11 protein-coding genes are annotated in these 14,693 nt (G+C 63.2%); 5 read left to right on the forward strand and 6 right to left on the reverse strand.

What is annotated here, in order from left to right:
* Positions 1-116: 116 nt before the first annotated feature.
* A complete protein-coding gene (locus AKG11_RS18585) occupies positions 117-1,166 on the reverse strand; it encodes a helix-turn-helix domain-containing protein (protein ID WP_050744945.1) in 1,050 nt (349 codons plus the stop codon).
* Positions 1,167-1,441: 275 nt separating this feature from the next.
* On the opposite strand from AKG11_RS18585, the gene AKG11_RS18590 reads away from it, so the two are divergent.
* The gene (locus AKG11_RS18590; protein ID WP_050744946.1) at positions 1,442-2,356 is read left to right on the forward strand and encodes a hypothetical protein; all 915 of its coding nucleotides are present in this window, start codon (positions 1,442-1,444) and stop codon (positions 2,354-2,356) included.
* Positions 2,357-2,456: 100 nt separating this feature from the next.
* Here AKG11_RS18590 and AKG11_RS18595 read toward each other — a convergent pair whose 3' ends face one another.
* The 5 genes from AKG11_RS18595 to AKG11_RS18615 all read right to left on the reverse strand — a co-directional run bounded on the left by AKG11_RS18595 (position 2,457) and on the right by AKG11_RS18615 (position 9,113).
* Positions 2,457-4,406, reverse strand: a complete 1,950-nt coding sequence (locus tag AKG11_RS18595; RefSeq protein ID WP_050744947.1) for a heparinase II/III family protein — start codon at positions 4,404-4,406, stop codon at positions 2,457-2,459.
* Between the two features lie 117 nt (positions 4,407-4,523).
* Entirely contained in the window at positions 4,524-5,774 is a 1,251-nt protein-coding gene (locus tag AKG11_RS18600) for a glycosyltransferase family 4 protein (protein ID WP_050744948.1), read from the reverse strand.
* Between the two features lie 11 nt (positions 5,775-5,785).
* Positions 5,786-7,054, reverse strand: coding sequence for a nucleotide sugar dehydrogenase (locus AKG11_RS18605; RefSeq protein WP_023512484.1), 1,269 nt, complete (start codon positions 7,052-7,054; stop codon positions 5,786-5,788).
* 275 nt (positions 7,055-7,329) lie between these two features.
* The gene (locus tag AKG11_RS18610) at positions 7,330-7,737 is read right to left on the reverse strand and encodes a DUF3307 domain-containing protein (protein WP_050744949.1); all 408 of its coding nucleotides are present in this window, start codon (positions 7,735-7,737) and stop codon (positions 7,330-7,332) included.
* A gap of 134 nt (positions 7,738-7,871) precedes the next feature.
* Positions 7,872-9,113, reverse strand: coding sequence for an AGE family epimerase/isomerase (locus AKG11_RS18615; protein ID WP_023512482.1), 1,242 nt, complete (start codon positions 9,111-9,113; stop codon positions 7,872-7,874).
* Between the two features lie 450 nt (positions 9,114-9,563).
* Here AKG11_RS18615 and AKG11_RS34590 point away from each other — a divergent pair, with 450 nt between their 5' ends.
* The 4 genes from AKG11_RS34590 (at position 9,564) to AKG11_RS18630 (ending at position 14,591) form a co-directional block, all read left to right on the forward strand.
* The gene (locus tag AKG11_RS34590) at positions 9,564-9,725 is read left to right on the forward strand and encodes a hypothetical protein (protein WP_023512481.1); all 162 of its coding nucleotides are present in this window, start codon (positions 9,564-9,566) and stop codon (positions 9,723-9,725) included.
* A gap of 414 nt (positions 9,726-10,139) precedes the next feature.
* Positions 10,140-11,255 carry a glycosyltransferase family 4 protein gene (locus tag AKG11_RS18620; protein ID WP_050744950.1) on the forward strand — a complete coding sequence of 372 codons (1,116 nt, stop codon included), beginning with the start codon at positions 10,140-10,142 and terminating at the stop codon, positions 11,253-11,255.
* Positions 11,252-12,670: a phenylacetate--CoA ligase family protein gene (locus AKG11_RS18625; protein WP_023512479.1), complete on the forward strand. Its 1,419-nt coding sequence runs from the start codon at positions 11,252-11,254 to the stop codon at positions 12,668-12,670. Before AKG11_RS18620 ends, AKG11_RS18625 begins: the two co-directional genes overlap by 4 nt.
* 235 nt (positions 12,671-12,905) lie before the next feature.
* Positions 12,906-14,591, forward strand: a complete 1,686-nt coding sequence (locus AKG11_RS18630; RefSeq protein WP_050744951.1) for an alpha/beta fold hydrolase — start codon at positions 12,906-12,908, stop codon at positions 14,589-14,591.
* Positions 14,592-14,693: the final 102 nt, after the last annotated feature.

Consider the following 14,693-nt stretch of genomic DNA (forward strand, 5'->3'; position numbering starts at 1 on the left):
AAAATGTGATCACATATTGGTTGATGTGATTTCAAGTGTCAAACGGCAAGATGACGGAGATCGGAAGGTTCCACGTATTTGGGGTGCCGGACCGCTGCGCATCTTCAACAAACCGGTCAGAGGGCGCTGACGATGCGCAGCCAGTCATGTACCGAGGCAGTGGCCTGCTTTTCGGCGGAACCGAGGGCGAGCGGCCCGCGATCGCCCATCTCGCGCACCTCGCTGGGGCTCATGCCGAACTGGTGGCGGAAGGCGCGCGAAAAGGCGGACATGTCGGAAAAGCCGCAGGCATAGGCGATCTCGCCGACCGTGCGCTTGCGTTCGTCCGCCAGCATGTCGAAGGCCGCGCGCAGGCGGCGGGTGCGGATATGATCGGTAACGCCGCCGATCGGCTCGAACAGCCGGTAGAGCGATGCGCGCGACAGGCCGAACATCTTGCACAGATGTTCCGGCCCGAGATCCGGCAGGGCGAGGTGGTGCTCGATATACCGCCGGATTTCCATGATGACGGCGCCACGCACCGTGGGGGAGGGCAGGCTCCGCTCGGCAATCTGTGGCCCGACGAGAGTGGTGACGAGATTGGCCGTGGCGGTGACGATGGCTGGCGCCTCGGTCGGCGTGATATCCGTGAGGTCGGCGAACAGGGCGCGCAGGTGGCTGCCGATCAGCCGTGCGGTGCTGGTCGAGCGCTTCAGGAGGAGGCCATGCAGGGCCTCGTTCTGTCCCTCCTTGCCGAAAAGCAGGTGACGCGGCAGCGCGAGAGTGAGGTTCCGGCAGTGCTGGGTCTCGGACTGCATGGGGCGCGACAGGTCGAAAAGCGATATGTCGCCCGCCTCCACCAGCATCGTTTCGCCATTGACCGTGCGCAGGTCGCTGCCGTCGAGCGTCACCTGCACGAAGATGAGGTCGAGCCCGCTGCGGGCGATGCGGCTGGGGTCGCGCGAGAAACGATAGGTCGTGCCGAGCATTTCGGCCGCAAAGAACAGGGCAGGCCCCATGAAATAGGTGGCAAGGCTGGCGCGGAAATCACCAAGCTGCTCCGGCGTCGCCATGGTCGTGCGGAAGATGGGATCGAGCGTTTCGGCAAAGAGCTGGCTTTCCCGGCGGCAATCCGCGCCGGCTTCGGCAAGGACGGAGTTGGAAGGCAGCTTTGCGGCGGGACTCATTCTCTCTCACGACGGTTCGATGATGGGTGGTCTTGCCTATCAAGAGGCAGGGACGGGCGAAGGTTCCCGGAAATTCGCCGTCGTACCGGTTTCGTCGGCTTGGCACGGTGTCTCATTCTTTTGGCCCCCCGTCTCATAATGCCGATTGGGCTTAGTAATACAATTGACAGTTTCACCGGGCTGCAACCCCATGGAAAATAAAGGGTCCATTTCGGGCCCGCGATGTCGCGACAATCAGAACAAAAGGGCGCATCGCTCCGGATTGGGGTATAGGTATGGATCAGGTTTCCTTTGCCGACAGTGCGCTGGTTTTCCAGGTGCCGCCGTTCGAATTCTTGAATGCGCCCGGTTTTGCCGCTGCACGGGACCGGCTCGTTGCCGGCAAGCTCGCGCTCTATGAGGGCAATCATCTCTTCAACCGGCTCATCCTGGAAGAGGGGCGCTTTCTTTGTTACCTCGCCGCGCTCTCGCTGCATGCAGGACAGGACATGACGCAATCGTCCACCTGGCTGACGCTCGGGCGGCTCCAGCGTGAGGTCACGGAGCTTGGTGTGGCGAGCCGCAACCGGGTCGAGGCCCAGGTTTCCTGTCTGCGCAAATACGGTTTTCTCGCGCAGCAGCCCCACGCATCGGACCGACGCGTGCGCCTGCTTGTGCCGAGCGCGGCGCTGCTCGCCCGCGATGCCGGCATTCTCGGGCTGCTTGTCTCCGGCCTGTCGGATCTCGGGCTCTCGCCGACGGAGGGGCGCAACGGGCCGCTTTCGCCGGAACTGCACCGCGCCATGCGCCGGGCGACCCTGCCGCATCTGCCGGGCCTCAGCCGGATCATCCGCCGCCACCTGCCGCTTGCCCCCTTCTTTGCCCATGATTGCGGCTACATGATCCTGCTGCTTCTGCTGCGGGACGGGCGCGACGGCGGCGACGGCCTCGTTACCTCCGGCTACCAGAGGCTCGCCACGCAGACGGGCGTATCGCGCACCCATGTCCGCCGGATCGTCGAGGCGGCGCGTGACGCCGGCCTCCTGACCACCACCGCGCGCGGCGGCCACGACATCCGCCTGACGCCGGCCATGTGGCATGCGGCAGATCGCTGGTTCGCGGACAAGTTCGCCCTCACGGATCTTCTGCTGCGCGAGGCGGTGCAGGGGCGGGCCGGGAAAAGCGACAGCCAGGACACCGCCTCGCCGTAACGCAGACAATCGGAACGGCCGTCCGTACACGTTGCCGCGGTTTTCCGCTTCGCCCACCTATGCCGGCTGGCAGCCGCTTGCGGCTCCCTGCCCGTGTGCATCACTCACGGCCGTTCACAACGAGATCGACCTTCGTCACAAGGCCTTCCGGCGGGAGCTTTCCTTTCCAGGCGATTCTTGGGGCAGGCAGCTTGATTCCGAAACGGGGCGAGTACCAGCCGCCATCGCCGGGGGCACCCCCGCTGGCGCATTCCACTTGCCCGGCCTGCGAAAAGGACAGTGTCGCGAGCCGCTGCGCCTCATGAAAGATGCGGATCGCGCCGGCCTCGATCTCTGCGCGGCAGTCGGGTGCCAGCTGGAAAACGACCTCCGCCGACTGATCGGGGTTGCCGACCAGCGTGTCGTGGATCGAAAAGCCGGAAGGATCGGAAGACACCGTTCTGCGGTGGATGCACCCGAAGCGCTTCTCGTATCCGTCATGGGAGGCGACGATGCGCCAGTCTTTCCCGTCCGCTACGCTGTCGAGCCGGCTTGAGGCCTTGTGCGACCAGTTGAACGCGCCCGACATGATGCTCTGGTCGGTATCGCCAAGCGTCAGCGTGTTGTGGGCGCGCGTGCTGCGGAACCAGTCGCGCCAGGGGCCGCCGGAGTGATAGAGATAGGTGCCGGCATCGACGAACAGGGGGATGCCGTCAATGGTGGCGATCACGGAAAGTGCATCCGCATGGCCATGGGCCGCGATGGAGAGATAGCCGAGGGGCGCATGATCCATGACGATATGCACGTCGCGGTCGTTTTGCCGCTTTCTGACGATCGTGTGGCCGCCGTCCGCAAAGGTCATCAGGCCGGAGGGTGGCGGCGTACCGGTGGCGGGCGACCGCAGCAGGGCGTCGCGCAGTTCGTTTTCCTTCGGCCGCGGCCCCGCGGACGGCGTGCCGAGATAACCGGCAATAGCGGCGGAGACCGAGGCCGCATAGGCCGCTTCATGCCGGGACAAAGTGAGGACGCGCCCCTCGTCATCGTCGCAGATGCCGGGAACCTTGCCCTCGGCATCGGAAAGCCAGGCGATGAAGGTCGAAAAGACGCGAAGCCGTGCGTCGACCCCGGCCGAGAGGGGACGGCCCGCCGCGCGCGCGGCAAAGCAGCAGAGAAGCAGGAACTCGGCGGTGAAGGCGCCGTAGGTCGGCGACTGTTCGGCCCCCACGCCGTCGGCGAGGATCTGCTTGTTCGCCTCTTGCGCAAGGACCTTCCGCCCCTTGGCTTCGAGCCGGGCTGACAGGGGAAGGTCCGGCATGGCGAGCGAAATCAGGAACTCGCCGGCCACCTCGGCGACGAGGTGATTGTTGGCCGAGGAGAAACGTGACGGATAGCGGGCCATCCAGACCTGATGCGCGTGGAGGATGGTCCGGATCTTTTCGATCGTTCCGGCCGAGAGCCGGTCGCCGCAGAGGCTGGTGACGACGAGCAGGCTGATGGCGCGAAGCCCGAGCTCGATGCCGCTGTTCCAGCACAGACCGCGAAATGGCGGATTGGCCGCATACCAGCTTTCAAGCGCCGCTTCGATGGTCGCGATCGCTGCGGGATTGCCGGTCAGTGCCGCGTTGGCAGCCAACGGCTGCAGAAACTGCAGCCTGTTGTATTCCCAAACATATTTGATGTCGCCCAGCGTGCGCTCGTGGCGATAGGGAATGTCGAAGCAATAGGCCTCGCTCCCTGGCCAGAGGCCACCGGTGACGGGGTCGAGCCGCCAGGCCTCCGCCGGAAACGGGTTTTGCGGGTCGCGCAGCGGCCAGTCGGCTCCGAGTGCGCTGTAGTGCCCGGAAAGCACGGTGCTGCTTGCAGCCAGTATCTCCGCCTTCATGTCTTCGGATGCGGCAGCGAGATTGGCCGCCAGTCCCGGCAACACCGGTGGAGGACCGGGGGTGCGATAACGCTCCCAGCCCTCGATGCGGCCGCGCGCGGCCAGCTTCTTGCCCTTCTCGACAAAACGATGGGCGATTTCGGCGGGCCCCATGGCGCGCAGCCGATTCATGTACCAGGTGAGGGACATCGCTAGCTCCCGCAGGTGCCGGTGGCCGAAGCCAGTTCAAAGAGGAATGAGAGTGCAGGAGGCAGGCCCGTCTCCGACGAGGTTACCCGGAGCCCCGTCGTCGGTGCGGTACGGCCGCTATGGCCGCACATTCTTGTAGGCTGCGATCAGCTTCGGGATCTCGTAGCTCCAGGCCATCTGCGTTTCGACACGGTGGCGGCCGAAGGCACCCATCTCCGCGCGAAGCGCAGGATCGGCCAGAAGTTCGGCGAGCTTGTCGGCGAAATCGATCGGGTCGTTGGGCTTGGCATAGAGCGAGGCTTCACGGGCGCTGAAGCGGCCTTCCGTGACGTCGAACTGGACGATCGGCTTGCCGACGGCCATGTATTCGAGGATCTTGTTCATCGTCGACTTGTCGTTCATCGGGTTCACCCGATCAGGATTGACGCAGACATCCGCGGTCGACAGCACTTCGAAGAGGGTCTGGTCGGGCGCCCGCCCGGTAAAGGTGACGTAGTCCTTCAGCCCCATCTTTTCCGAGAGCGCCTGCAGGGCCGCGAGGCTGGGGCCGCCGCCGACGAGCGTGAACTGGATGTCCTGTCGGCCGCGTTCGAAAACCAGGTGGCGGGCAGCCTCGAGCAGGAGGTCGATGCCCTCCTGATCCCCCATGACGCCGACATAACCGATGAGGAAATCGCGGCCATTCTTCAGGTCCAGGTTGGGGGCGACGGCCTTCACGCGGCTGAGATCCGGCCCGCTGCGGACGACGAAGATGTCCTCGGGCTTCTTTCCGCCGCGCTCCAGCGCGATCTTCTTGTAGCTTTCGTTCGTGGAGATCACGGTATCGGCCGTCTTGAAGGTCAGCCATTCGAAAGCGCACATCAGACGCCAGAAGAAACCACGCTTGTTGAACTTGGCTTCATAGAGTTCCGGGTTGATGTCGTGATGATCGAAGATGTAGCGCTTGCCCAGCAGCTTGAACTGCCAGGCGATGAGAAAGATGAGGTCCGGCGGGTTGCAGCCGTGCAGTGTGTCGAAGCCGTGACGGAACAGGATCTTCCACGACAGCAACGTCTCCCAGGTGAGCGCCGCGCCATATTCCAGCAGATAACCGAGCGCTCCGCCGGCATCGAGCGGCAGGGGATGACGGTAGATGTGGATGCCGTCGAGCTGCTCGTAGCGCGCTGTATAGCCTTTTCCCGTCGGGCAGATGATCGCCACCTGCGCACCCGCGGCATGGAGGGTGCGCGCCTCCTGCCAGACACGCCGGTCGAAGGGGACGGGCAGGTTCTCGACGATGATGAGGATCTTGCGACCCTTCAGGGCGCCGGCGATCTCGGTATTGCCCGAGATGCTGGCCGTTTCGCTCGCTGAGAGAGTTGTGTCCATCGCGGCGGGCCTCACGAAAGCGCGTTCAGATTGATGATGTCGTCATATTTGCCGATGTCGAGCTTGCGATAGGTGTCGTTGGCAATGATGACGCGGTCATAGGCCGTGCCTTCCGCGACCTCCTTCGACACAAGCAGCTGTGCGAGTGTCGGGATCTGGGTATAGGCGTAGCCGAGGTTGGCGCCGACGAGCTTGTTCGCATCGATCGCCGGATCGAAGACGGAAAGTTTGTAGCCTTCGCGCAGAAGACCGCGGGCGAGATCGATGTTCGGGCTCTCGCGCAGGTCGTCGGTGTGCGCCTTGAAGGCGAGGCCAACGAGGAGGATGGCGGCACCCGGCTTGAGGCCACGGGTCGAATGCTCGAAAAGGCGGTATTTGTGCGCTTCGTTCGAGCGCAGCAGGGAATCGACCAGGTGTGTATGCGCGCCGCAATCGGCAGCGATGAACTGCATGGCACGCACGTCCTTGGGCAGGCACGAGCCGCCGAAGGCGCCGCCCGGGCGCATGTAGTAGGGGGAGATGTTGAGCTTGGTGTCGGAGACGAAAATCTCGTGTACTTTCTTGGCGCTGAGCCCCAGCTGCATGCAGATGCGGCCGACCTCGTTGGCATAGGCCACTTTCAGGGCATGCCACGTATTGTCGACGAATTTGGTGATTTCGGATTCGCCCAGGTGAACATAGAAGGTCGGCGCCTTCAGGTTCTTGTTCAGGAGATCCATGCGGGCGCTCGGCTTTCCGTCGACGGTGCCGATGACGATTTTCGGGGGGTCGAAATAGTCCTGCACGGCGGAGGATTCACGCAGGAATTCCGGATTGTAGACGAGTTCGACGCTGCGCTCGAAGGCGCTGCCGAGTTCCGAGGCAAGGATCGGCGCGATCAGGCCTTCGACGGTGCCTGGACGTATGGTCGAGCGATAGACGACGGTCAGCGGTGAGGTCCGGTTCTTTCCGATTGCGGCCGCGATCTGGCGGGTCACCTCGGCGATATAGGTCATGTTGTGCGCGCCGTCGGGTGCGCTCGGCGTGCCGACGCAGACGATGGCGATGTCGCAGTCCTCGAGATGGTGCTTGATCTCCGTGTGCGCGGAGATACGGCCGGCCTTCAAGCCCTCCGTCAAAAGTTCGTCGACGCCCGGTTCCGTGATCGGCGAGACGCCGCGGTTGATCTGGTTGACCTTCTTTTCGCTGATATCGAAGCCGATGACCTCATGGCCCTCTTTTGCAATGCAGCACATGGCAGTGAAACCCACATAGCCGAGGCCGAAAATCGCGACTTTCATTCAACAGTCCCCAATTCGTAGTCTAGAAAAACCGGCGCCGTTTCCGGCGTTGCAACATACCCTACGGCAACATCCTAACTATTTCCTGCGTACGCACGCCGCCGTTATCGCAGCCACCTGTAGCAGCCATTCGTTTCGTATTGGTTTGAGTTGCTCTCACAAATTGCTTTTACTGGCGCTTTTTTCTGCGCCTGCCCAAATCGGCACAATGCATCGTTTCGCCCGCTCGCGCGTGGGATACGGCAGGGCGAGCTGATCGTGCGGTTGCTGAAAGCCTAGCTGGTGGACGCTGCGGCGGCGAGAAGGATCGCCAGGACGATATGCGTCAGGTGGTGCAGTGTCTGGTCCATGCCGAAAAGCCACCAGAAACCGGTCTGCTGCGGCGTGAGCTTCGCGCGCCGGGCGGCATGGCTCTTCAGGCGGTCGATCGTGCCATGGACGAGGGCATCGACAAGGCCGAGCCAGACGAGCGTCGGTGAAACGACGAGAAAGAGCAGGGCGGTGATGGTGCCATGTACGCCGGCATGGATGGCGAGCGGAAGCACCCAGTCCTTGCAACGCTCCTTGCCCATCACCATCCATTTCGTCTGGAAGATGAAATCGCCCAGCAGGTGCTTTGCGAGAAACGCCACCAGGGCAATGGCGATCCATGCGGTGGAGATCTGGTCCGGTATGTCGATCATTCCGCTCCTGTCTGCCGGCCCTTGCAGCCGGCAGGCCCTAGATTTGTTTTCGCGCCTCTGCGAAGGTCGAAAGACTGTCGCGGCCTGCCCCGCATCTGCCGGTGCAGGCCGCCGCAGGCCGTCGCCGGGATGACCTAGCGGCCACCTGCCTCGATGATACCCTTCGTCAGGCTGCCTGTCGCCGGGTAGAGCGGGATCAGGCAGGCCTGGAGCGCATGATAGATGTCTCCCTTGCCGGCGAACAGGGTGTAGCTCGGCACGAGATCTTCCGTCAGTTCTTCATGCCAGCCGCCGCGCTCCTGATCAAGGAAGTGTCGCGCGATGGTGTCCCAGATCGTGCGATACCAGGTCTCGTGGAAATCGCTCGGCATATGCTCTGCAAGGAACGCCGCCGCGCCGGCGCCTTCGGCCATCGGCCACCAGAGCTTGTTGCGCTTGGCCGGTTCGTCGTTCCAGTCGAGCGTGTAGAAAAAGCCGCCCTTTTCCTTGTCCCAGCCGAGTGCGATCGACTGGGCGAAGAGCGCTTGGGCCGCTTCGGGCATCCAGGCGTGTTTCTTGCCGCCGAGCACGTAGAGTTGCAGGATGAGGCGCGCCCATTCCAGCCAGTGACCGGGCGTGGTGCCGGAGGGGCGGAACATCTCGTTGCCACGATAGTCCTTGTCCAGCACCCAGTTCTCGTCGAAGTGCTCGGCCACGCGGAAGCCGTTTTCGCCCGCACGGCGGCGGATGATCAGATCGGCGATGCGCTCTGCCTTGTCGAGATAGCCCGTCTCGCCGGTCGCCTCGAAGGCGGCCATCAGGGCTTCCGTCAGGTGCATGTTGGAATTCTGCCCGCGATAGCCGGGGATCGTGGTCCAGTCCGCCTCGTACTCTTCGGTGATCGCGCCGTGCTTGTCTTCCCAGAAGCGCTTTTCCAGAACGTCGGTCACGTCGGCGATCATGCGGTCGGCGTCCGGGTGTCCGGCAACCTTGGCGCTGGAAGCGGCAAGCAGCACGAAGGCGTGGCCATATCCCTGCTTGCTGGCATCGAGCAGGCCGGCATTGTCGAGCGACCAGTGGTAGCCGCCGCGCTCGTGGTCGCGGTGCTTTTCCCAAAGGTATTTCATGCCGTGGTCGACAATGGCATCGGAGCCGGGGCGGCCGAGCAGGCTGCCGATGGAAAAGCAATGTACCATGCGGGCCGTGGAGTGAATGCCGCGCACGGGATTGCCGGGGTTGAGCGGGCGGCCCTCGGCATCAAGTTCATGAAACCCGCCGAGCGGATTGAAAGCCCTGTTCTGGAAGAAATCGAAGAGACGGTTAGCTTCGCGCCAAAGCCATTGGCGATGATACTCGCGCTTGCTCCAAGCCGTGCCGAGATGTCCCGTTGCACCCATGATGCGTTCTCCTTTTTTATCGGTCCGCATTGTTGTTTACCGTGTCGGTGCCGTCGGGAGCGCGGGGGAAAACGACCGTGGCGTGGCGTTCACGCACGGCCCGCAACGCTCGCAATGACGGTTGGCCTCCGGACAGGTGGGAGGGGAGTTATGGCCCAGAACGGACCGGGTCGCAACCCGCTCTGCCCGTGCTTCACTCGCCCGGCAACGTGCCGCTCGATGGGATCCGTCGGCGGCGACATGAGCCGAAATGCGCGAAAGGACCGCCGATTGGCCGGCCCCGTGGGGAATTATGAACGGCGAATTTATCAGTGTGGCGAAATTGAGAAAAAATACCCTACCAATCTTATAGGGATAATATATAAATTACTCCCAGAGAGCGGGCGGGCATTCGTGCTCGCCTTGGAGAAGACCGGGAATCCGGCCTCCGCAAGCAAGGGATGTTGGCGAATGAGAAATGCGAAACTCGGCGGCCGTTCCACCTATGGAGCCCTCACCGCCGTGAGCGACCGCAGGACGCGCCGCGCCGAGCGGCAGTTTCTTGTCAACAACATCGCCGTGGCCGGTGCTTTCCTGTTCGTCGGCGCAGTGGTTTTCGGCCTCGTCGGCTGATTTCCGATTTTCCTGTCGCAAAGCAGGGGAGAACTTGGGGGTGGCCCCGCTCCCTGTTTTCTACGTATCCGGTCCTCTTCGCATGGGATGAGGCCGTCGAACCATTCGGCCTGTGAGGGCGGCAGCCCCTCCCGGCATTTTGGATGCGATATGGCCGACGCCGGATCTTCGCTGCACGCACCGATCGAAGCTGGTTTTGACGCGCATGGTCGATCCCCCGCACCTTCTTCCATCCTGACAGTTCTCACCGCCTGAAGCCCGTTGGCGTATCCGATAGAGGACCAATGACGGCCGAGCTTCATTGAGCAGGCCGATTGTGGAGTCGCGCTCTGCGTGCGCTTTAACGAAATCCTAGTGGCGAAATGTTAACAGCAACCATGACTTCGTCCGGACGTATGAAATGGGGAGAAAGACATGCTTCAGCGCGCCCATGATGGCCGCGTCATCCATGTCCTGGTGGCGACACCGGCTGGGACTACGGGGCAGGGCGGCATCGACAGGGTTATGGCTTCGCTGAAGCGTGAACTCGAGCAGCACACCCGGAGCGATGTGCGGGTGCGCTTTCTTGCCAGCCGGGGCAGCGGCCATGTCGCCTTCTCTGCTTTGCATGCCCTGAATTTCTGCGCGAGAATGCTCGCTGCCCGCTTTCGTGGCAAAGTCGATGTCGTGCACATCAACCTTGCCAGCCACGGCAGTACCTATCGCAAGCTTGTCATTTCCCGCTGGGCGGAGATGCTCGGCATCCCCTACGTGCTCCATCTTCACGGCGGCGGATATGCGAGTTTCTGGTCTGGGGCGAGTGCGTCGCTCAGCCGAAGGATCGGCACGATGTTCCGGCAGGCCAGCGGCGTCGTGGTGCTCGGGAAAATCTGGCGGGACTTCGTCCTCGGCAAGGTCCGCGAGGCGGAAGAGCGCGTGATCGTGGTGCCGAACGCCACCGAAATTCCCAGCCTCCCGCATATCGGGGGCGGTGATACGGTCCACATTCTGTTTCTCGGCAGGATCGAGAAGGACAAGGGAACGCCGGAACTGTGCGAAGCCCTCGGCCTGATGGCGGACATGCCGGGCTGGCGCGCGACCATTGCCGGTTCCGGCGATGTGGAGACGTTGCGCCACCGGCTGGGCCAGCTCGGCCTTTCCGCACGCGTGGCCGTTCCAGGTTGGCAGGGGCCGGACGATGTTGCACGGCTGCTTGCCGAGGCGGATATCCTGACGCTTCCCTCCTTCGTCGAAAATCAACCGATCTCGATCATCGAGGGCATGGCGGCGGGCCTTGCGGTCGTCGCAACGCCGGTGGGTGCCGTCGAGGATATCGTCAGCGACGGCGAGACCGGATTTCTCGTTCCCCCCGGCGACGTCGCGGCGCTCAAGGACGCGCTTGCGCGGCTGGTCGCAGAACCGGACCTGCGTCGGCGGATGGGGGAGGCAGGCAGAGAGCAGCACCGGGCGCGGCTGGACATGGCGCCCTTTGCCGATGCGCTATGCGCCATCTGGCGGGCCGCGGCCACAAGTCGGATGGAGAAACGATGAAACCCCTGGATGTTCTGCGCGGCCTGTACGTCCGAAGCCCACGCTTCGTGCGCAACGCCGCAAAGCCCCTCGTCGCCCTCGTGCCGACCAGCATGAAATTCGGCAAAACCTATGCTAGGGAACGCGCGCGGATCGCAAGGGCCGCAAGCGACCCGCATTTTGCACATGAGCAGCATTTGTCCGCGCTGCGCGCATTGCTTGCCAAGGCGCACCAAGGCAGCGCGTTCTATCGCGACCGTCTCGACGAGGCCCTGGGGCCGGCGTTCGATATGTCGACGTTTACGCTGGCGGACCTGCGGCGGTTGCCGATCCTCGACAAGGACCAGCTTCGGGCAGCCGGGGAAGCTGCGCTCGCCGTACCGCGGTGGCAGCTCGACAGCGTCGAAACCAGCGGCTCCAATCGCGCTGCTCCTCTTTCCTTCTTCCTCGATAAGGACAGAAGCCCGAGGGAGATGGCGTTCGTTTATGACGCCTGGTCGCGCGTCGGGTTTACCGAGCGGGATGCGCGGGCGAGCTTGCGCGGCTTTCACCTGGGGGACGGTGGTTCCGGCATTCATGAGTGGGATCCCGCCCTGCGGGAATTGAAGCTGGCAGTCTTCCCGATGACAGCGCAGGACGTAGCAGCCTATCTCGACGAGATCGACCGGCGGCAGATCCGTTTCCTCTATGGATATCCGTCCGCCATCGAACTCCTGTGCCGCCGCATGCAGCAGATCGAGCGGAGGCCCCGGCTTGCGATCAAGGGCATATTGCCGATCTCCGAGCCGCTCTATGATCACCAGCGCAGCCTGATCCGTCGCGTCCTTGGCGATGTGGCGTTTGGCGTTTTCTACGGCCTCAGTGAAAAGGTCGCGTTTGCCGCCGAAGTGCCGGGCAGCGATGGGCTTTACGAGTTCAATCCACTCTACGGCGTTGCGGAACTTGTCGACGAAAACGGCACTCTCGTTACGGAGCCGGGGCGCGAAGGGCGTGTCGTCGGGACCGGCTTCCTGTCCACCGGCATGCCGTTCATCCGCTATGACACCGGGGATTTCGGCACGCTTGTCGAAGCGCCAACGCCGGGCAATGGAGAGCGGTTGCGGATCCGCGGCCTTGCGCCCCGCCGCAAGCCGGGCTTCCTGATTTCGTTCGACGGTCACAGGGTGGTGGCGCTGGACCTGACGCCGGAAGATCCCGCCTTCTTCAAGGGGATTGCCGAATACCAGTTCTATCAGGATACGCCCGGCGACGTCGTCATCCGCTATATCCTCGATCAGAATGGATCGGCCTCGGATGTCGAGCGGTTGTCCGCTTTTCTTGCCGAAAAATGCAGGGGAAGCCTGGCTTTCCGGCAGGAGGCCGTTTCTCAGATCGTGGCGGGAAGAGGAGGCAAACGGGCGTTCATCGACCAGCGGCTGGATATAACGCAATATTGAAGGGGACGAGTCGGCAGCGGGTATCGTGGGGATACATTTTCCGACGGTGACGGATGCCCCGGCACCAACGCTTAAGGCGAAGGGAACGAGAATTGAAGCTTGGTGAAGACCAGCATAGACACGCGTCGATAAGGCATGCGAGCCCCCGTCATTCCCTGTCGAGCAGGCAAAAAATGGGCTGCGAGCCGTCAAGCCCTGTTTTTGCTCCGGATGCCCGCGTGGTTGGAGCTGCGGCGTGAGACCGATTGTTTTCGACCAGACGATCGGTTGGCTTCATCCTGCCGCAGGCAAACGCGGCGTCGTGATCGCCGGTGCGCTCGGTTTTGAGGACCTTTGCAGCCGGCGCTTTCTGACGCTGCTCGCGGGACAGCTGGCGGGTGCAGGATTCCCGGTCCTGCAGTTCGACTATCCCGGTTGCGGCGATGCGGCCGGTGATCACACACAGCCCGGGCGCCTGGCCTCCTGGATCGGAAGCATCAACACCGCGATAGACCGGTTGAAATCCGAGACATCGGTGACGGATGTTCTGGTCGTCGGCTTTCGGCTTGGCGCGCTCCTCGCCCCCATCGCGGTCGCCGGCAGAAGCGATGTCGCCGGCATGGCACTGCTTGCGCCTCCCGCATCGGGGAAGAGCTATGTTCGTGAACTGGTCGGCCTTTCGCGGATCGTGGATGCGGCTTTGCGCGCGGATGCGTCGGCCTCTGACTTCGACGGTGTCGAGGCGTCAGGGTTCCGGACGAGTGCAGAGACCATCGCGGATCTGCGTGGTGTTGCCTGGGGCGAGGATCTGGCCGTTCGACCGGGCCTGGACCTGCTGCTGATGTCGCCCCAGACGGCCCCGGCGCACGAGGACCTGGCAGGGCGCGTGGTCGCAAGCGGAGGCAAGACGCTGATCAAGCCGTTCGATGGTTTCGAGCGCATGATGAGCCGGCCCATTCACGACGTGCCCGAATTGCCGCTTTCCGTCGTGGTGGAATGGGCAGGCAGCCGCGGAAATCTCTCGGACGGAGAAGAGGTTCGGCTTGTTTCGGAGCCAGCGGTCCTGGAAGGGGATGGATACCGGGAGCTTCCGCAATTTCTCGGCCCGGCGCCGGATATCTGTGGCGTCCTCTGCGTGCCGGAGACGCTTCCGAATGACGCGAAGGTCGTCCTCATTCTCAATGCCGGCGCAATACCCCATATCGGCGCGGCGCGCGGTGCGGTCGACATGGCCCGGTCTCTGGCGCTTCAGGGGATTGCCTCGATGCGTGTCGACCTGCCGGGGCTCGGCCAGAGCGGCGCTCCCACGGAAAAAAGAATCCCGCTCTACGACGAACGCACCCGCATCGACGTGATGCGCATCGTCGATTGGCTCGATCGGTACGGTTTCCGGCGCATTTGTGCCATCGGCATCTGCGCAGGCGCCTTTCAGGCGTTCCATGCCGCGCGGCACGATCCGCGTATCGCCAATCTCGTGATGGTCAACCCGCTCTGCTTTTCGTGGAACAGTTCGTACGCCCTGGACATGGAGCTGTCGAACATTCGCGACAATGCCCGCGGCCTGCAATCGGTGGATGGCGATCAGGACGAGCAGGCAGAGGGGAAGGGCGACGCGAAGACCATGGCGCTCAAAGTCGCAAAGCGTGCGCTGCGATCCGCCATGGAGCTGTTCAAGTCCGCCCTCCTGATATCCAGGACCCTGACCGGCAGGTCGGTCGAAGGCTGGATGCGGGATTTGACACGGCGCGGAACGCGCGTGCTCGTCGTCAGTTGCGAGGGCGACCTCAGCCTTCACGAGATTGCGCGGCATTTCGGGCCGGACGGCCGGCGGTTGAAGCAGATGAACGGCACGGCAACCGCGCTCATCCCCGCGGCGAACCATACGCTTACGCCGCTTCCTGCCCGCCAGCAGCTCACCGAGCTTGTCAGGCAGTTCCTGTAGCGGTGCGGGCGACCCCCAAACCTTCATTCCCTGCGATATTTGTATTATTTTTGTCGTTTTTGATTTCGCGCCAGATGCCCTTTGCGATTGCGATTGTCAGGC

Origin of the sequence: Shinella sp. SUS2, from assembly GCF_001262505.1 — a bacterium.
In the GTDB taxonomy this organism is placed as follows: domain Bacteria; phylum Pseudomonadota; class Alphaproteobacteria; order Rhizobiales; family Rhizobiaceae; genus Shinella.